We start from the raw sequence: 17,620 nt of genomic DNA, 5'->3' as shown, positions 1-17,620 counted from the left end.
CATGCGCCCGAAACTTGCGCTTTGCGACGCTGTGGTAGAATCCCGGGTTCTGCAGTCCGCTCCACAACACGGAAACCGTCATGAAAAAACTGATTTGCAGCCTGGCTCTCGCCACACTGCCTGTTTTCGCCCACGCCGTCACCATGGTGGAAATGACCACCAACAAGGGCAATATCGAACTGGCGCTGGACGAGGCCAAAGCGCCCAAGACCGTCGCCAACTTCGTCGCCTACGCCAAGGCCGGCTTCTACAACGGCACGGTGTTTCATCGCGTGATCGACGGCTTCATGATTCAGGGCGGCGGCTTCGACGCCAAGCTGCAACAGAAAGCCACCAAGGCATCCATCCCCAATGAGGCCGCCAACGGCCTGAAGAACAACATCGGCACCATCGCCATGGCCCGCACGGCCGACCCCAACTCCGCCACCGCGCAGTTCTTCATCAATGTGGTCAACAACGATTTCCTCGATTACAAGAACCCGTCCCCGCAAGGCATCGGCTATGCGGTATTCGGCAAAGTGACCCGCGGCATGGATGTGGTGAACCGCATCGCCAAGAGCCGCACCGGCAGCATGAACGGCATGGAAGACGTGCCGTTTGAACCCATCGTTATCCAGAAAGTGGTGGTCAAGCCGTAACGCGGCCCGACTCACGCACTGCGGGCCGTCCCCCGGGACGGCCTCACCCATTCGCAAGGAAGACATCATGATCAAATTCAGCACCAATTTCGGCGACATCGTCATCGAACTGTTCAGCGACAAAGCGCCGGCCACCGCCGCCAACTTTGAAGCCTATGTGAAGAGCGGCCACTACGACGGCACCATCTTCCATCGCGTGATCAACGGTTTCATGATCCAGGGCGGCGGTTTTGACGCTTCCATGAATCAGAAGCCCACCAACGACCCGATCAAGAACGAAGCCAACAACGGTGTCTCCAACAAGACCTACACCGTCGCCATGGCCCGCACCATGGACCCGCACTCCGCGTCCGCCCAGTTCTTCATCAATGTGGCTGACAACGACTTCCTCGACTTCAAATCCGAAACCACCCAAGGCTGGGGCTACGCTGTGTTTGGCCAGGTAGTAGAAGGCCAGGACGTGGTTGACCGCATCAAGACCGTGCGCACCGGTCGCAGCGGCGGCCATCAGGACGTCCCGCTGGAAGCCGTGGTAGTCGAAAAGGCCGAGATCATCTGATCCCGCGCCCACTTCGCAACGGGCCGCGCCCTATCTGGCGCGGCCCTTGTCTTATGGTTTGCCGATGACACTCCATTTCATTTCCGACCTGCACCTCGCCGATGACACCCCGGCGCTCAACCGCCTGTTTCTCGATACGCTGGCCGCCTGGCAAGGCCGGATCGACGGCTTGTACATTCTGGGCGATCTGTTCGAATACTGGGTGGGCGACGATGACGACTCCCCCTTTCTCGACGAGATGCTGAGCGCCATGCGCCGCTTTGCCGAGACGACGCCGCTATACGTGATGCGCGGCAATCGGGATTTCCTGTTCGGCGCCGGTTTTGCCCAACGCAGCGGAGCAACACTGCTGGAAGAGCCCTGCCTGATCGAGGCCTTCGGCCAACCTTGGCTGCTGTGCCATGGCGACGCGCTGTGCACGGACGACACCGCTTATCAGCAATTCCGCGCGGTAAGCCGCAGCCCGGCCTGGCAGGCCGCCATGCTGGCGCGCCCGTTGGCCGAACGTCACGCCATCGCGGCACAGGCTCGCCAACAAAGCGAGATGGCCAAACAGCAGAACGGCCTGACGCCCATTTCCGACGTCACTGAACAGGCGGTTGCAGCCTTGCTGGATGCTCATGGCTGGCCCACCCTGATTCACGGCCACACTCACCGCCCGGCCACGCACTGGCACCGCCATGGCGAGCACGCGGCGCAACGTTGGGTCATCCAGGACTGGCACGGCAGTGCTGGCGGCTATCTGCGACTGGATGAAAACGGCCTGCGGGCACTGCCGCTCAGCGCTTAGCCCCGCACTGTTTTCGCCGGTCTTGACGCCCTGGCTATCGGCAAAATCATTGGGGGACATTGTGCCGGGCCAGCCAGGCCCGTCCCTTCGACTCAACTTAGCGCGCCTAACAACAATCAGTATCACGACTGAGGCAAAATGCGCCGACACAGGCCGTGCTTGAGTACGGCAAAGAGGCGCAACGCAGCGTCAGGGGTTTGTCAGCGCTCTCAATTGCCGCCGCAGTCATCCCGTTTGCGACCCGTCCTTGCTCTGCAAGACAGCCTCCCTTTCTGCCCCCAAATCGTGAGGGGTTTGCCACAGCAAGTCTCTTGCGCAGCACCGGCGTAAAGGGACGAACGCCGCGCCCAGCCTGCTTTTCAAGGGTAAACCCGCAAGGGCAAGCCCTAAATGACGACTGGCTCTCTCCTCTCTACAGTTCGAGCATCCGCCACCCTCATACAGAGCGGAACTGCATGAAGCAACGCGGCCAACCGAGCCGCGATCCTCAACGCTTGAATCAACATTGGAGAGAACCATATGTGGTCGCAAGTCTATGACCCGTTGGGCAACCCCTGGCTGTCGACGCTGTGCGCGGCGCTGCCGGTGATCGTACTGCTGGGCGCGCTCGGCATTTTCCACATCAAGGCCCACATCGCCGCCCTGCTGGGTCTGGCAACTTCCTTCATCGTGGCCGTGGGCATCTTCGGCATGCCCGGCAGTATGGCGGTCAGCGCTTCGCTGATGGGCGCGCTCAATGGTCTGATGCCCATCGGCTGGATCATCCTGAACGTGATCTTCCTGTACCAGCTTACCGAGCGCAAAGGTCAGTTCGCCGTACTGCGCGAAAGTATCACCGGCGTCACCAAGGACCGCCGGCTGCAGCTCCTGCTGATCGCCTTCTGTTTCGGCGCTTTTTTTGAAGGCGCAGGCGGCTTTGGCACCCCGGTGGCAGTCACCGGCGCCATGCTGATCGGCCTGGGCTTCTCTCCGCTGGCGGCTTCCGGCCTGTCGCTGATCGCCAATACCGCGCCGGTAGCCTACGGCGCGCTGGGCACTCCGATCACCACGCTGGCCAAGGTAACCGGCATTGATGTGCTGCAGATCTCCTCAATGGTGGGGCGCCAGATGACCATCTTCGCCATCATCGTGCCTTTCTGGCTGCTGATTGCCTTCTGCGGCTGGCGCAACACCCTGCGCATCTGGCCGGCCGTACTGGTGGCAGGTCTGTCTTTCGCCATCCCGCAACTGATCGTGTCCAACACCATGGGCCCGGAACTGGTGGCCGTGATCGCCTCGGTCTGCTCCATCACCGCGCTGGTGCTGTTCCTCAAGGTATGGCATCCGGCCGAGATCTACGCCTCCACCGCCGGCACCATGGCCGGCGCCGCTGCCGAAGCCGCCAGCGTCACCCGCGAAGAGAAGAAGCACGGCTACTCCACCGGCGACGTGATCCGCGCCTGGCTGCCGTGGCTGATCCTGTCGGTTCTGGTGTTCGCCTGGGGCTCGCCCACCGTCAAAAAAGCGCTGGACGCCATCTTCACGATGGACATCCAATGGCCGGGCCTGCACAACCTGGTGCAGAAAATGCCGCCGGTGGTTGGCAAGCCGCATGCCGAAGCCGCCATCTACAAGCTCAACATCCTCTCCACCACCGGCACCGGCATTTTGGTGGCTGGCCTGATTTCCGGCCTGATCATGGGTTACCGTCCGGGCGAAATGCTGAAGGTGTACCGCCAGACTTTCTGGTCGCTGCGCTACTCGCTGATCACCATCGTCGCCATGCTGGCTCTGGGCTACCTGACCCGCTACTCAGGCGTAGACATCACCCTGGGGCTGGCTTTCTCCCACACGGGCGCGCTCTATCCCTTCTTCGGCACGCTGCTGGGCTGGCTGGGCGTAGCGCTGACTGGCTCGGACACAGCGGCCAACGTACTGTTCGGCGGCTTGCAGAAAGCTTCGGCACAGCAACTGGGCCTGTCCCCGGTACTGATGACCGCCGCCAACTCCGCGGGCGGCGTGATGGGCAAGATGATCGACGCCCAGTCCATCGTGGTGGCATCCACCGCCACCCAGTACTACGGCAAGGAAGGCGTGATCCTGCGTTATGTATTCCTGCATTCGCTGGCGCTGGCCTGCCTGGTGGGTCTGGTGGTTACCGCCATGGCCTATCTGCCGCCGTTCACCGCGCTGGTGATCCACTAACCCGGCCTTCGGCCAACATGACAAAGCCCCCGCATGCGGGGGCTTTTTTGTGTCTGGAAAGCGTTGATCGCCGGCAGGCGCTCAAACGGCCTTGGATTGCTTCCACACCTTGCGCATGTCGTGCACGGCATTCAGAGAGGCGGAGGAAAGACGGGTAGCGGCAAAATGCCCTACTTGGCGCGAAGCCTTGCTGAAAGCCGAACCAGAGGCTTGCCCCAGCTGCAAGGCCTGCCGCATCACATCCAGCGAGGGATGCAGCCCGGCACGCTGCAGCGAAGCCTGCATGTTGCGGTTCAGCTCGCTCCAGCATTTTTCGTTGAGCAGCATCAGGTCGCGCTGATTGTCGGCTTGCGCCTGCAGCAAGGACACGCCGCTCAACAGGCTTCCGTCGATACGGCGCTGCACTTCCACATCAGGCAGAGGATAGGCGGGCGACCAGGCGGCCGCCCAGCTTCTACAGGCCTCCTGTTGGGCATCCAGCAGGCGATGCTGGCTTTGTTCCAGAGCGGCAAGGTAACGCTGAAAGGCTTCGGCAAACCACTCATAGCTCATGGAACATCCTCATGTGGCGGGGAGAAATCAGACCTGATCCGGCGACAAGGCCCAGACCCGGATCAGCTCTTGCAGCAAGGCCTCGAGGATGGGGTCGCCCACCCGGTCGGAAGGATACACAAACTGCAATTCGGCCAGTTTGCGCACGCCCGGCACCACCGTCAACCGACCGGCGGCCTCCCAGGCCAGCGCATCGTCCTCCCGCGCCAGCGCCACCCCCACGCCACAGGCCACCAGTTCAAGGATGGCGGCCAGATTGTCGCTCTCCGCAACTTTTTTCGGCGAGATGTTGAGTTCTCGCCACAACTCTCCGGTGATCTTGTACAGGCTGGAAAACTGCGACAGGCCTATCCAAGGCAACTTGCCCAGATCCTTGCCGGTTTCCTGCCCCACTTTGTCCTTCCAGGCATTGGGCACCACTACGCGAAACGGCAAATTGGCTAGCATCACCGTATTCACGTTCACATAAGGGTTCTTGCCCAGATAAAAACCGGCGTCCAGCTCCTTCTTGCGCACCAGGTTGAGCACTTCGCCGGTGACGCCATGCTGCAAGCGCAAATCCAGCAGCGGATATTTTTCCACCAGCGCCGCCACCCACTCGCCCACTTTCAGCGTGCCCGGCGTAAGTGTGATGCCAATCTGCGCCTTGCCGGCAGTCTGGCCTTTCAGGTTTTTGGCGTGATTGAGAATATTGCGCGCCGACGCCAGGATGGACTGTGCTTGCGGCAGCAGCTCCTGTCCGGCGCGCGTCATGGTGACGCCGCCAGCGGTGCGCTCGAACAAGGGCATGCCCACCTCCTCCTCCAGAGCCTTGATCTGCGCCGTCACGGCGGGCTGGGACAGATGCAGCAGTTCCGCCGCCTGTGTCAGGTGCCCTTGCTGCGCAACGGTGACGAAGGTTCTCAGTTGGTAGATTTCCATGCTCGGCCTGTCTGTTGTCGGAGGTGGTAACGGGGCGACTACATCACGACGTCATTTCGCGTCTTTGTGAGACATTGTGCGGGGTTTTGCCTGTCCGCGACAAGAATGTTCCAGTGTTTTACACGAAAAAACCCCCACTCCCGGCACGGACAACAGAGTAAAAATTCCACTCCAACACCTTGAAAAAACTGGATTTTTGCATTGCAGCATCCGTCTGACAAATTTCCTCTATCAAAAAATGCGATTAGCTGAGCAACCGCTTGATCTTTTATGTTTCCTCCAACGATCCAGACGATCGTGATGACAAAGGAGGATGCAATGAACGAGGACGTACTCAAGCAGGTACAGTCCAACCCCAAGTTTCAAGAGCTTGTTCAGAAGAAGACAAGCCTGGGTTGGACGCTCACCGTGGTGATGCTGGTCATTTACTACGGTTTCATTATGGTGTTGGCCTTTTCGCCCGCCACGCTCGGCACGCCGCTGGGCGCCGGCACAACCATGACGGTCGGCATCCCGGTAGGGATTCTGATCATCCTGTCCGCCTTCGTGCTGACCGGCATTTATGTGAACAAGGCCAACGGCGAATTTGATCAGCTGAACCGTGAGATCGTCGAGGAGACAAAACAATGAAAAAACATCTTCGCTCCCTGGCCTGCCTCGCGCTGGCCTCGATGCCCGCCCTGGCTTTCGCCTCGGGCGCCATCGAGGGCGACGTGAAGCAGCAGGCCACCAACTGGCACGCCATCATCATGTTCCTGGCCTTTGTGCTGCTGACCATGGGCGTGACTTACTGGGCATCCCGCCGTACCCGCTCTGCCGCCGACTTCTACACTGCCGGCGGCGGCATCACCGGTTTCCAGAACGGCCTGGCGATCGCCGGCGACTACATGTCCGCCGCGTCTTTCCTGGGCATTTCCGCCATGGTGTTCGACAAGGGCTACGACGGCCTGATCTACTCCATGGGCTTTCTCGTCGGCTGGCCGGTCATCCTGTTCCTGGTAGCTGAACGCCTACGCAACCTCGGCAAGTACACCTTTGCCGACGTGGCCTCCTATCGCTTGCAGCAAACCCCGGTGCGCAGCTTCGCCGCCACCTCCACGCTGGTGGTGGTAGCTATCTACCTGATCGCGCAAATGGTGGGTGCCGGCAAGCTGATCCAGCTGCTGTTCGGTCTGCCCTACACTTACGCCGTGCTGCTGGTAGGCGTGCTGATGGTGTGCTACGTGCTGTTCGGCGGCATGCTGGCCACCACCTGGGTGCAAATCATCAAGGCCGTGTTGCTGCTGTGCGGCGCTACCTTCATGGCGCTCATGGTGCTGTCCTCGGTCGGCTTCAGCCCGGAACTGATGTTCGAGAAGGCCGTTGCCGCTCATGCCAAGCACGCCGCCATCATGGCGCCGGGCAAGGCCGATCCGGTCGACTCCATCTCGCTGGGCCTGGCGCTGATGTTCGGTACCGCAGGCCTGCCGCACATCCTGATGCGTTTCTTCACCGTGGCTGACGCCAAAGAAGCACGCAAGTCCGTGTTCTTCGCCACCGGCTTCATCGGTTACTTCTACATTCTCACCTTCATCATCGGCTTCGGCGCGATCATGCTGGTGCTGAACCAGCCGGGCATGATGGAAACCATCACCAAGGACGGCAAGCAAGTTACCCAGTTGATCGGCGGCAGCAATATGGCGGCCATCCATCTGGCCAACGCCGTCGGCGGCGATATCTTCCTGGGCTTCATCTCCGCCGTGGCCTTCGCCACCATTCTGGCGGTGGTGGCTGGCCTGGCGCTGTCCGGTGCCTCCGCCGTGTCGCACGACCTGTACGCTTCCGTAATCAAGAAGGGCAAGGCCAACGAAGCCGATGAAATCCGCGTATCCAAGATCACCACCGTGGTGCTGGGCGTGGTAGCCATCGTGCTGGGTCTGGTGTTCGAGAAGCAAAACATCGCCTTCATGGTGGGTCTGGCCTTCTCCATCGCCGCTTCGGCCAACTTCCCGGTGCTCTTCCTCTCCATGTTCTGGAAGGGTCTGACCACTCGCGGCGCGGTTATCGGCGGCTTCATCGGCCTGCTGTCGGCCGTGATCCTGATCGTGGTGGGACCGGCGGTATGGGTGGACGTCATGAAGCACAAGACTGCCCTGTTCCCCTACAAGAACCCGGCCCTGTTCTCCATGACCCTGGCGTTTGTCACCACTTGGCTGTTCTCGGTGTTGGACACTTCGCGTCAGGCAGAAGAAGAGAAGTCCAAGTTTGACGCCCAGTTCGTCCGTGCCATGACCGGCATCGGCGCCAGCGGCGCATCCAAGCACTAAAGCAGCACAGGACCGTCCGCCGCCCACGCTGGCGGACGGTCTTCATCAAAAGCCAAAAGCGGCTAACAAAACCACGCAACGCCTGCAACCGCTGTGCCGCCACAGCAAGCAAAGGCCAGACGAAACGGCCGGTTTTGTTAGATGCCGTTAAAGAAACAAAAACTGACTGACTAGGAGAAGGTAATGTCCACCCTCGAATCCATCCTGAAGGAAACCCGTAGCTTCCCGCCGTCCGACGACTTCCGTCGCAAGGCCGCCGTATCCGGCATGGAAGCCTACAACGCGCTGTGCGAACAGGCTGATGACCGCTACCTGTCCTTCTGGGGAGATCTGGCCCGCGAACTGATCACCTGGAAAAAGCCGTTCTCCCGGGTGCTGGACGACAGCAACGCGCCGTTCTTCAAATGGTTTGACGATGGTGTGCTGAACGTTTCCTACAACTGCCTGGATCGTCACCTGGCGGTCAACGCCAACAAGATTGCCGTCATCTTCGAAGCCGACGATGGCGAAGTGACCCGCGTCACCTACTCCGAACTGCATCGCCGCGTGTGCCAGTTCGCCAACGGACTGAAGAGCCTGGGCATTGGCAAGGGCGACCGCGTGGTGATCTACATGCCGATGGTGATTGAAGCCATCGTCGCCATGCAGGCTTGCGCCCGCATCGGCGCCATCCACTCCGTGGTGTTCGGCGGCTTCTCCGCCGGCGCGGTGCGCGACCGCATTCAGGATGCCGGCGCCAAGCTGGTGATCACCGCCAACGAAGGCCTGCGCGGCGGCAAGACCGTACCGCTGAAAGCCACCGTGGACGAAGCGCTGGCGCTGGAAGGCTGCGAGTCCATCGCCAATGTGGTGGTGTACCAGCGCACCAATGGCGGCGCGCCGTGGACCGAAGGCCGCGATGTCTGGTGGCACAAGCTGATCGAGGGGCAGTCCGAAGCCTGCGAACCGGAATGGATGGGCGCGGAAGACCCACTGTTCATTCTGTACACCTCCGGCTCCACCGGCAAACCCAAGGGCATCCAGCACAGCAGCGCCGGTTATCTCTTGGGCGCGATCAACAGCTTCCGCTGGGCCTTCGACTACAAACCGAACGATGTGTACTGGTGCACCGCCGATGTGGGCTGGATCACCGGTCACTCTTACATCTGCTACGGCCCGTTGGGCATCGGCGCGACCCAGGTCATCTTTGAAGGCGTGCCTACCTACCCGGACGCCACACGCTTCTGGCGCATGATCGAGCAGCACAAGGTCAGCATTTTCTACACTGCACCTACCGCCATCCGCTCCCTGATCAAGCTGGGTTCCGACCTGCCCAAGCAGTTCGACCTCTCCAGCCTGCGTCTTCTGGGCACGGTGGGCGAACCGATCAATCCGGAAGCCTGGATGTGGTACTACGAGGTGGTGGGCGGCGGCCGTTGCCCGATCGTGGATACCTGGTGGCAAACCGAAACCGGCTCGGCCATGATTGCGCCGATTCCTGGCGCCGTGCCCACCAAGCCGGGCTCTTGCACCCTGCCGCTGCCGGGCATCATGGCGGATATCGTTGACGAATCCGGGGCGCAGGTCGAGCCGGGGCGCGGTGGTTTCCTGGTGATCAAGAAGCCCTTCCCGTCTCTGGTACGCACCATCTGGAACGACCCGGACCGCTTCAAGAAAACCTACTTCCCGGATGAGTTCAACGGCCAGTACTACCTCGCCGGCGACTCCGCCAACCGCGACGAAAACGGTTACTTCTGGATCATGGGCCGCATCGACGACGTGCTGAACGTCTCCGGCCACCGTCTGGGCACCATGGAGATCGAATCGGCGCTGGTGGCCAACCCGCTGGTGGCGGAAGCCGCCGTGGTGGGCAAACCGCATGAAGTGAAGGGCGAAGCCGTGGTGGCCTTCGTGGTGCTGAAGGGCGCGCGCCCGGTTGGCGACGAAGCCAAGAAAGTGGCGGCGGAACTCAAGAACTGGGTGGCGCATGAAATCGGCAAGATCGCGCAACCGGACGACATCCGCTTTGGCGAGAACCTGCCCAAGACCCGTTCCGGCAAGATCATGCGCCGTCTGCTGCGCTCTATCGCCAAAGGCGAAGAGATCACCCAGGACGTGTCCACACTGGAAAATCCGCAGATCCTGTCGCAACTGCAACAGCCTCTGTAAGCAACGATTTGTTGGGAGCACACTGACTTTGGCCCGGCGCAAGCCGGGCTTTTTTCTTGTCTTGCCGGCTTGCGGCGCCCATCGCCGCATCGACAGCCCGCCACAAAGCCCCCGGGCAGCCTCGCAGCCCGATACGGCCTGGCTAGTGCAAGAAGATGCCGCGCGGCTCGGGCGCCGCCACCGTCATCGGCAGGCCTTGCATCTCGCGCACAGACGATTCGATGACATGACAAATGGCCGACAGGGGCAAATCATTGCCTTCCTTGCCAAACGGCTCTTCCAGCTCCTCCCCTATCACCTCCAGTGCCAGAAAGGTGTAGGCGATGAACATGGCAATGGGGGGTGTCAGCCAGCCAATGCTGCTGACCAGCCCCATCGGCAGCAGCAGGCTGTAGATGATGATGGTGCGGTTGAGCAGTACGCGGTAAGTAAAAGGAATGGGCGTGGTGGCGATGCGCTCGCAGCCGCCCAGAATCTCGGACAAGGTATTGAGATTGCGGTCTAGCGCATGCCATTGCAGCTCGCTCAGCGCGCCCTCCCGCTGCAAGGCGGCGGCCCATTGGCCCAAGCAACGCAAGATGACGGCAGAGGGAAAACGAGCGGCGGCCACTTCGGCAAACAGCGCTTCGGGCAACAGACGCCGCAAGCTCTCGCGTTCCGGCTCTTCGCGCAATTGCAATTTCAGTGCATAAGCCAAGGCGCAGGCGCCGTCCAGCATGCGGCCGGTCAACGCATGGTCCGGCGCGGCGGACAGCAATTGCCGTGTAATGGAGCGATTGGTGATCAGCAGGCTGCCCCACAACTTGCGCGCCTCCCAAAAGCGGTCGTAACTGACTGTGTTGCGAAACCCCAGGAAGATGGCCAGCGATACGCCCAGCAGGGTAAACGTGGGAATGCTCAGGGCCGAATCGGCAAAGCTTTGCAACCACCAGTGTTTGGCGGCGGAGGCCAGAATGGCGATGAAGCCCACCAGCAACAGGCGGGGCAAAATGCGGGGCAGGACCGAACCATGCCAGACAAACAATAGGCGATACCAGCCGTGGGGCGGACGGACAATCATGGGCGGGGCGTCAACAGTAATCGGATCAAGCCGCCATTTTAATGCATTCTATCGCCATGCTGCAGCGCAACTCCAAGCGGCATCTTGACGCGTCATTTTCCTTGCAAGCACAAACCAGCACATTCAAAGCATACGTTGGCCGAAGAGCTTTCGGCCACGAAACAACCAGCGCCGCGGGGGTTTGGCCGGCGCGAGCCGGATATCGCCAGGCGTAGCGCAGCGAGCATCCCGCCGTACCGCCTCGATAGTCGGCCCATGCGGCCGGCAAACAGGAGCCGGGGCAGCCGGCGCCGGACTAAAACTCAGCATCAGCGACAGAAGCGCCGCCAGCACAAGCAGCTCGAGCGTACGCCTCCAAACACGCTTGTTCGTCATTTCGCCTCCATTTCGTGGGAAATTATCCCATTAATTCTCATTTTCAGAGGGAAACTTTCCCATGTCAAACAATGGGCATGCTATTCTCCACCACAGACCTTTCACCCTAGGCGCCTGTCTCCTCGACGCATCATGTCTACTCCGGCCACCCCCTCACCCAAACTCATTCGCGCCCTGCGACATTTGCTGGCGCCACTGATCCGTCTGCTACTGAGTCAAGGTTTTGGCTACCCGGCTTTCGCAGAACTGATGAAACGCGTGTATGTGGATGTGGCCGACAAGCATTTCCAGCTCAACGGCAAGCAAACCGATAGCCGAATCAGCCTCTTGTCCGGCGTGCACCGCAAAGATGTGAAGCGTTTGCGCGAGGCAGCGGAAGCGCCGCTGGATCTCACGCGCGACAGCCATAGCTCCCAGTCGGCGCAGCTGCTGTCGGTGTGGATGGGCGACGAGCGCTTCACCGACAGCCAGGGGCAGCCGCTGCCGTTGGCCCGTCTTGCCAGCCAGGGGGGAGAAAAATCTTTTGAGTTCATGGCGCACGACTTCAACAAGGACATGCGCCCGCGCGTGTTTCTGGATGAATGGCAACGAGTAGGCATCGTCAAAGTGGACGAGCAGGACATGGTGCATCTGGATATGTCGGCGCTGGCGACAGCGCCTGATCTGGAACAGAAACTGGACTTCTTCGGCCGCAACATTCATGACCACATGGCCGGCGCAGTCAGCAATATCGAAGGCCGCACGCCGCCGCATCTGGATCGCTGCGTGTTTTATCACGGCCTGACGCTGGAGCAGACGCAAGAGCTGAAAGCGCTGTCGGAGAAACTGGCCATGCAGGCGCTGCTGGATGTCAACCGCCGCGCCCGCGCCATGATGGAAAGCAACCAGGGCAAAACCTTTTCGCCTTGGCGCATGCATTTCGGCAGCTACTTCTACCATGCGGAAGACGAGTACGAGAGTGGTCATGAATAGGCTTTCTCTCTGCCTCGCCCTGCTTGCCGCCATGTGGCTGCCATCCACCGCTGAAGCGGCGGCGCAGTGCGTTTTCGACCCGCAAGGGCGCTTGCTTGCGCCCTTGCCTTCCATCGATCCTGGCAAAGGCTGGGGCGGCATGGGCGGTACCGGACACCAGGAAGACGCATCCCCGGACACGACAGCGGCCGCGCCAAACAACCAGACCCCCGGCTGGGGCGGCATGGGCGGCACCGGCATCGACAAGGGCTTGGCCGAGCAGGACAGCAGCAAACCCGCCACCATTCCTCCCAAGGGCTGGGGCGGCGTGGGCGGCACCGGCATCCGCAGCGCCAGCGTCTCCGGCTGGGTGCTTTACGATCTGGGCAACGCGACGGCCCGCCAAGGCGACTTGCCCCCGCGCCGGCTGGCCAAGGGCGACCCCATCTGCGAAGGCGACACTATCGCTACAGGCGTAGGCAACAGCCTGTTGCAAATCCGGCTGGCCGATAAGGGCTTTGTGCAACTGCGCGCCGACAGCAGACTGCGCATGGATCGCTTCCTGCTGCCGCCCAAACTGGATGGCAGCGAGAAACTGGCCATGACGCTGGATCGCGGTGCAATGCGCGCCATCACCGGCGACATCGGCAAACTGCACAAAGAGAACTACCGCATCCGCACTCCCCTTGCGGAAGTGCACATCCGCGGCACCGATCACGAAGTGTTCCATATCACGCCGGACAAGGCCCAGAGCCTGCATCTGGCAGCCGGCACCTATAACCATGTGCTGCGTGGTGGTACCACGCTGTCTACCGATCTTGGCAGTGTGCGCATCGATCCGGAACAGTCCGGTTTCGTGCCCTTGCAGAATAATGTAGCGCCCAAGCTGATCACCCTGCCCTCGGCACTGCGCGCTTTGCCTCTGCCGCAGGCATCGGATAATCAAAGCGGCGCCAATCAAGCCCTGCCTACGTCGCAACAGTCCGCCACTGACATCACCAACAGCTGGCTGGACCTGGGTAATGGCGTATACAGCCAGCCCGCGCCTTCCGCCTCCGCCTACTTCGGCGTAACCTCGGTCAGCGGCGCGGGTGGCGTTGCCCATTATTTTGGCGGACTAGACAGCCAGCTGAACAGCGCTGATTGGATGCAGATCAACCCCGTCACCGGGGTACCGGTGGCCATGATCGCGCCGGAGGGCTCCGTCAACCTGGTAGTGGATGAGTCCTCGCGCCTGATCGAACTTGGCTCGGCCAAAGTAGATGGCGCACCTGTCACCTGGGGCAGCTGGGCCGACATCTGGCGGACTGGCCCACTGGAAACCGACCCTTGGGAATGGGGAGATTTCCACCACTTTGCCTATAGCGCCGGCGGGGTCACGCCGATGAGCGTAATCCAGAATCTGCAAGGCACCGCCACCTTCGGCAATCTGGTGGGAGCCACTACCCCCACCAGCGAGAACGGCGCTCGCGGCGGCCAGCTCAACAACCTCACTGTCAATGTGCAGCTGGGCGCCAACCCGGGCGCAACCGGCTATCACATCAATGTTACCGACGGCTATCAGCGCACTTGGCAGGGCGACTTCAACGGCTTTGTCTCCCTGAGCGACTTCAGCGCCGGCAAACTGCCGCTCAACGTCAGCTGCAGCGGCTGCGACCCGGGTACCGCCAGCGGCGCGGCTGGCGGCGTCATCATTGGCACCCATGGCAAGGGGCTGATCACCGGTTACGGCATGAACACCAGCAGCGGCAACGCTGTCAGCGGGGCTGCCGTTGTGTCCCGTCCCTGAGCCGCAACCCGTGCCAATGACACCATTGCGCAGTCTCTTCTGGCTGCCTGCCCTGCTCTCGCCCCTGGCTCAGGCCGGCGTATGCGCCGACTTGGCCGGCAAGGCCCTGAACGACCTGGCCGCAAAGCACTTCGATCTGGTCATAGAGCAACTGGCGCCGGCAGAGATTGCCTGCAGCGGCGACCCCGCCTTCGACTATCCCTACGGCGAAGCCTTGCTACGCACGGGACAAGCCGCTGAAGCCACGCTGGCGCTAGAAAGAGCAACGCACTCCGACCCCCGCCACGGCGGGGCATGGCTGGACTTGGCCGAAGCCTATCTGCGGCTGGGCGACCGCACCCAGGCCGCCTCAGCGCTACAACAGGCGCAAGCGCTGGCGCCGCCGCCCTCGGCGCGCCAGCATGCCGACCGGCTCCAGGCAGCCATACTGAGCGCGGCGCCATCGCCCTTGTCGCTAAGGGGCTATGTCCGCACCGAATTCGGCCGCGACAGCAATATCAACTCTTCGGCCGACCTGAGCACCATCGCCATCCCCTCGCTCAGCGGCCTGAAGGTAGCACTGGACCCAGCCAATCGCCGGCAAAGCAGCGACTATCAGGATGCGGAGGCCGGCGGGGAACTCGACTGGACGCAAAACCCGCGCTGGCGGCTGTTTGCCGCCCCCACGCTCAAGGCCCGCAACTACGGTGGTCACCATGGCTACAACCGTGATCACTACAGCCTTAACGCCGGCAGCCAATTCTGGCTGACGCCCACCCTGCAATGGACAACAGCCCTGCAGGGTGAAAAACAATACCAAGGCGGCAAGCCTTACATGCTGCAGCGCGGTTTCAGCAATGAGCTGTTGCTGCAAACCGACAACCGCAATCTGTTCCGCCTCACGTGGCAATCGCTGCAGAACCGCTACAGCGATCCCTCCCTGAGCCCCAACGACGTCAACCTCTCCAGTCTGGGTGGCAGCTACACCCACTACTGGCTGGACGGCAAACTCTCCACCCAGGCAGCCTTTTTCATCAATCAGGAAAGCGCTGAGCGCCGCCGCGCCGACGGCGACCGCAATGGCCAGTACGCGCAGGCCAGCCTGCGCTATCTGCTGCTGCCCACACTGGAGCTGAACGCCGCAATCAGTCGCGACAGCAGTCATTACACCGCACAGAATCCGGTCTTTCTGAAAACCCGGCGCGACTCGCTGCTCAGTCGCGATGTCGGCATCGTCAGCTATTGGCCGCACGGCGTTAGCGTCAGCCTCAACTACACCGAGCAGCGCAACAGCTCCACCATCGACCTTTATGCCTATACCCGACGCATAAGCAGCCTCAACGTACAAATGACGTTCCGCTGAAGCGCGACGGATTTCCCCAATTGGGCGCGCGCCGACCTATGACTATAGTGTCGATCCCGCCATTACCGCCGTGCAGGAGTCCGCATGCCGACCCGATCCACCCCCGTCTGGCCTGAACTGCTGCGGCACGAACCCTTCGCCCAGATGTCGTCCGAGCATCAGGACCGGTTGCTGGCCAATGCCCGGCGCCTGCACTACCGCCGTGGCGATACCGTGCTCTCGCCGGCGCAAGGTCCCGCCGAACGCCTGTTGATCGTGCTATCGGGGCAAGTGTCGGCCGAAGACATGCAAACCGGCGAAACCTTTGTCGAACTACTGCCCGGAGAGATGTTTCCCTTGGGCGCGCTCACCTCCCGGCGCGCGGTCACCAATCACTATCGCGCCGTGGGTGACCTCAGCCTGTTGCACGTGCCGGAAGCGGACTTCCACGCCGTACTGGCTGACTCCGCACCCTTCCAGCAATTCTGCGCCCAAAGGCTGGCGCATCTGCTGTCGCGCTCACGCCAGCAGCCGCCGCCGGGGCTGGCCGGCCAAGGCATGAGCCTACACACGCCCTTGTCCGGCATCATCCGCCGACCACCGGTCACTTGCCGCCCGGACGCCCCCTTGCGCCAAGTACTGGCTGTCATGCAGCAGGAAAACATCGGCTCCACCGTCATCACTAGCCCGGAGCAACGACTGCTGGGCATCTTCACCCTGCGCGACCTGCTGGCCGCCCACTTGAAACACGTCGACGACAACACGCCCGTCGACCGTCTGATGCGCAAGCCCGCCAGCATCCTGCCGCCCGACGCCCTGGCCAGCGAAGCCATTCTGCTGCTGGCCCAGACCGGCGAGCGCCACGTCATGGTGTGCGACGGCCCGCATCTGGTGGGTCTTGTCACCGAGCACGACCTCTATCGCCTGTCGCGGCTGGACCTGAAAGAACTGCTGGTGCGCTTGGCGCAATGCGACAGCACCGCCGCACTGGCCGGCGTGGCCACCACCTTTCGCCGCCAAGCGCTGCAACTGTTTCGCCAGGGCATGGAAGCCGACGCCGCCACTCGCCTGTTCAGCCTGTTCAACGATCAACTGGTGCAGCGCCTGTGCCAGTTGCACATCGCCGACGCCGGTCTTGGCGACGACGTCTCGCTAACCTGGTTGCAATTCGGCAGTCACGGTCGCCAGGAACCCACTCTCACCGCCGATCAGGACAACGGACTCCTGTTCAGCGCGCGCGACCCGCTCAGACAGCAGGAAATCGGCCAGCGCCTACCGGCGCTCGGTCAGGCGGTATGCTCGGCCTTGAGCGTGTGCGGCATCCCCCTGTGCCGCAACGGCATCATGGCGGGCAACCCCACCCACTGCCTGTCGGCCGAGGACTGGCAAGACACCTTCCTCAACAACCTGATGGCCGACCCGGCCAGCGCCGGTCACATCGGCCTCTACCTGGATATGCGCGCGGGCTGGGGCGATCGCGCGCCGGCCAGCGCCCTCGCAGACACCCTGCATCGCCACGCTTCGGCCAACCCCATGGTGATGAAAGCCCTGCTTGCCAGCGCATTGCGGCAGGTGCCGCCGCTGAGCTGGAGCGGCCGCCTGCTGGCGGACGACGACAGCCGGCTGGATCTCAAACCCGCTGCGCAGATCTTCGTGGACGGCGCGCGCCTGATGGCGCTGATGACCGGCAGCCGGGCCAGCCGCAGCGCAGACCGCTTCAGCGACGCGGCAAGCCTGCCCGGCATGGGCGAAGGCGACGCCCGCGCCTACGCCGACAGCCTGCAATTCCTGCAGTCTTTGCGGCTGCGCCACCAGCAAGGCAGCCTGGAAGCCGGCTTGCCGCTGGACAACCTGCTGCCGCTGGAGCAGCTCAGCCCGCTCGATTACCGCATCCTGAAGGAAACCTTGCGGCAAGGACGCAAGCTGCAGCAGTGGCTGGCGCGCCACGTCGCTTGATAGCAGACCGGCGGCATCTCCCATGAGCAAAGTCGACCGGCCTGCGGCCGCGGGTGTTGAAGCGCTGTGC

General features: G+C 62.0%; 14 protein-coding genes. 11 read left to right on the top strand and 3 right to left on the bottom strand.

Going from position 1 to position 17,620, the window contains the following annotated elements; translation table 11 throughout:
- Positions 1–80: 80 nt before the first annotated feature.
- The 4 genes from Q0P52_RS13295 to Q0P52_RS13280 all read left to right on the top strand — a co-directional run bounded on the left by Q0P52_RS13295 (position 81) and on the right by Q0P52_RS13280 (position 4,171).
- Positions 81–638, top strand: coding sequence for a peptidylprolyl isomerase (locus Q0P52_RS13295; RefSeq protein ID WP_293763267.1), 558 nt, complete (start codon positions 81–83; stop codon positions 636–638).
- Between the two features lie 67 nt (positions 639–705).
- On the top strand, positions 706–1,197 hold the full coding sequence (locus Q0P52_RS13290; RefSeq protein WP_293763269.1) for a peptidylprolyl isomerase: 492 nt from the start codon (positions 706–708) through the stop codon (positions 1,195–1,197).
- Between the two features lie 64 nt (positions 1,198–1,261).
- Entirely contained in the window at positions 1,262–1,987 is a 726-nt protein-coding gene (locus Q0P52_RS13285; RefSeq protein ID WP_293763272.1) for a UDP-2,3-diacylglucosamine diphosphatase, read from the top strand.
- A 519-nt stretch (positions 1,988–2,506) separates the two neighbouring features.
- Positions 2,507–4,171: an L-lactate permease gene (locus Q0P52_RS13280; protein ID WP_293763274.1), complete on the top strand. Its 1,665-nt coding sequence runs from the start codon at positions 2,507–2,509 to the stop codon at positions 4,169–4,171.
- An 81-nt stretch (positions 4,172–4,252) separates the two neighbouring features.
- Here Q0P52_RS13280 and Q0P52_RS13275 read toward each other — a convergent pair whose 3' ends face one another.
- The gene (locus Q0P52_RS13275) at positions 4,253–4,723 is read right to left on the bottom strand and encodes a hypothetical protein (RefSeq protein ID WP_293763276.1); all 471 of its coding nucleotides are present in this window, start codon (positions 4,721–4,723) and stop codon (positions 4,253–4,255) included.
- A gap of 27 nt (positions 4,724–4,750) precedes the next feature.
- On the bottom strand, positions 4,751–5,644 hold the full coding sequence (locus Q0P52_RS13270) for a LysR family transcriptional regulator (protein ID WP_293763278.1): 894 nt from the start codon (positions 5,642–5,644) through the stop codon (positions 4,751–4,753).
- 318 nt (positions 5,645–5,962) lie between these two features.
- On the opposite strand from Q0P52_RS13270, the gene Q0P52_RS13265 reads away from it, so the two are divergent.
- From Q0P52_RS13265 to acs, 3 genes are all read left to right on the top strand, one after another.
- Positions 5,963–6,274, top strand: coding sequence for a DUF485 domain-containing protein (locus Q0P52_RS13265; RefSeq protein WP_293763280.1), 312 nt, complete (start codon positions 5,963–5,965; stop codon positions 6,272–6,274).
- Entirely contained in the window at positions 6,271–7,950 is a 1,680-nt protein-coding gene (locus tag Q0P52_RS13260) for a cation acetate symporter (RefSeq protein ID WP_293763282.1), read from the top strand. The genes Q0P52_RS13265 and Q0P52_RS13260 overlap by 4 nt, the downstream gene beginning before the upstream one ends.
- Before the next feature lie 183 nt (positions 7,951–8,133).
- Positions 8,134–10,098, top strand: a complete 1,965-nt coding sequence (acs, locus tag Q0P52_RS13255; protein ID WP_293763285.1) for an acetate--CoA ligase — start codon at positions 8,134–8,136, stop codon at positions 10,096–10,098.
- A gap of 142 nt (positions 10,099–10,240) precedes the next feature.
- Here acs and Q0P52_RS13250 read toward each other — a convergent pair whose 3' ends face one another.
- Positions 10,241–11,158, bottom strand: a complete 918-nt coding sequence (locus Q0P52_RS13250) for a bestrophin family ion channel (RefSeq protein ID WP_293763288.1) — start codon at positions 11,156–11,158, stop codon at positions 10,241–10,243.
- A gap of 507 nt (positions 11,159–11,665) precedes the next feature.
- Between Q0P52_RS13250 and Q0P52_RS13245 the strand changes: the two genes are divergently transcribed.
- From Q0P52_RS13245 to Q0P52_RS13230, 4 genes are all read left to right on the top strand, one after another.
- A complete protein-coding gene (locus Q0P52_RS13245) occupies positions 11,666–12,505 on the top strand; it encodes a DUF6502 family protein (RefSeq protein WP_293763291.1) in 840 nt (279 codons plus the stop codon).
- Positions 12,498–14,273, top strand: coding sequence for a FecR family protein (locus Q0P52_RS13240; protein WP_293763294.1), 1,776 nt, complete (start codon positions 12,498–12,500; stop codon positions 14,271–14,273). Before Q0P52_RS13245 ends, Q0P52_RS13240 begins: the two co-directional genes overlap by 8 nt.
- A gap of 16 nt (positions 14,274–14,289) precedes the next feature.
- Positions 14,290–15,615 (top strand): tetratricopeptide repeat protein, encoded by a 1,326-nt coding sequence (locus Q0P52_RS13235; protein ID WP_293763297.1) that lies wholly within the window; start codon positions 14,290–14,292, stop codon positions 15,613–15,615.
- An 84-nt stretch (positions 15,616–15,699) separates the two neighbouring features.
- On the top strand, positions 15,700–17,550 hold the full coding sequence (locus Q0P52_RS13230; protein WP_293763300.1) for a DUF294 nucleotidyltransferase-like domain-containing protein: 1,851 nt from the start codon (positions 15,700–15,702) through the stop codon (positions 17,548–17,550).
- The last annotated feature ends 70 nt before the right edge of the window (positions 17,551–17,620 follow it).

Source organism: uncultured Aquitalea sp. (genome assembly GCF_945957525.1).
GTDB lineage: Bacteria > Pseudomonadota > Gammaproteobacteria > Burkholderiales > Chromobacteriaceae > Aquitalea.
This window is presented reverse-complemented; position numbering and strand designations above follow the sequence as displayed.

What these genes read in the sequence shown, in the direction of transcription:
- Q0P52_RS13295 (WP_293763267.1), top strand. Translation starts at nt 81, where the DNA reads ATGAAAAAACTGATTTGCAGCCTGGCTCTCGCCACACTGCCTGTTTTC.
- Q0P52_RS13290 (WP_293763269.1), top strand. Translation starts at nt 706, where the DNA reads ATGATCAAATTCAGCACCAATTTCGGCGACATCGTCATCGAACTGTTC.
- Q0P52_RS13285 (WP_293763272.1), top strand. Translation starts at nt 1,262, where the DNA reads ATGACACTCCATTTCATTTCCGACCTGCACCTCGCCGATGACACCCCG.
- Q0P52_RS13280 (WP_293763274.1), top strand. Translation starts at nt 2,507, where the DNA reads ATGTGGTCGCAAGTCTATGACCCGTTGGGCAACCCCTGGCTGTCGACG.
- Q0P52_RS13275 (WP_293763276.1), bottom strand. Translation starts at nt 4,723, where the DNA reads ATGAGCTATGAGTGGTTTGCCGAAGCCTTTCAGCGTTACCTTGCCGCT.
- Q0P52_RS13270 (WP_293763278.1), bottom strand. Translation starts at nt 5,644, where the DNA reads ATGGAAATCTACCAACTGAGAACCTTCGTCACCGTTGCGCAGCAAGGG.
- Q0P52_RS13265 (WP_293763280.1), top strand. Translation starts at nt 5,963, where the DNA reads ATGAACGAGGACGTACTCAAGCAGGTACAGTCCAACCCCAAGTTTCAA.
- Q0P52_RS13260 (WP_293763282.1), top strand. Translation starts at nt 6,271, where the DNA reads ATGAAAAAACATCTTCGCTCCCTGGCCTGCCTCGCGCTGGCCTCGATG.
- acs (WP_293763285.1), top strand. Translation starts at nt 8,134, where the DNA reads ATGTCCACCCTCGAATCCATCCTGAAGGAAACCCGTAGCTTCCCGCCG.
- Q0P52_RS13250 (WP_293763288.1), bottom strand. Translation starts at nt 11,158, where the DNA reads ATGATTGTCCGTCCGCCCCACGGCTGGTATCGCCTATTGTTTGTCTGG.
- Q0P52_RS13245 (WP_293763291.1), top strand. Translation starts at nt 11,666, where the DNA reads ATGTCTACTCCGGCCACCCCCTCACCCAAACTCATTCGCGCCCTGCGA.
- Q0P52_RS13240 (WP_293763294.1), top strand. Translation starts at nt 12,498, where the DNA reads ATGAATAGGCTTTCTCTCTGCCTCGCCCTGCTTGCCGCCATGTGGCTG.
- Q0P52_RS13235 (WP_293763297.1), top strand. Translation starts at nt 14,290, where the DNA reads ATGACACCATTGCGCAGTCTCTTCTGGCTGCCTGCCCTGCTCTCGCCC.
- Q0P52_RS13230 (WP_293763300.1), top strand. Translation starts at nt 15,700, where the DNA reads ATGCCGACCCGATCCACCCCCGTCTGGCCTGAACTGCTGCGGCACGAA.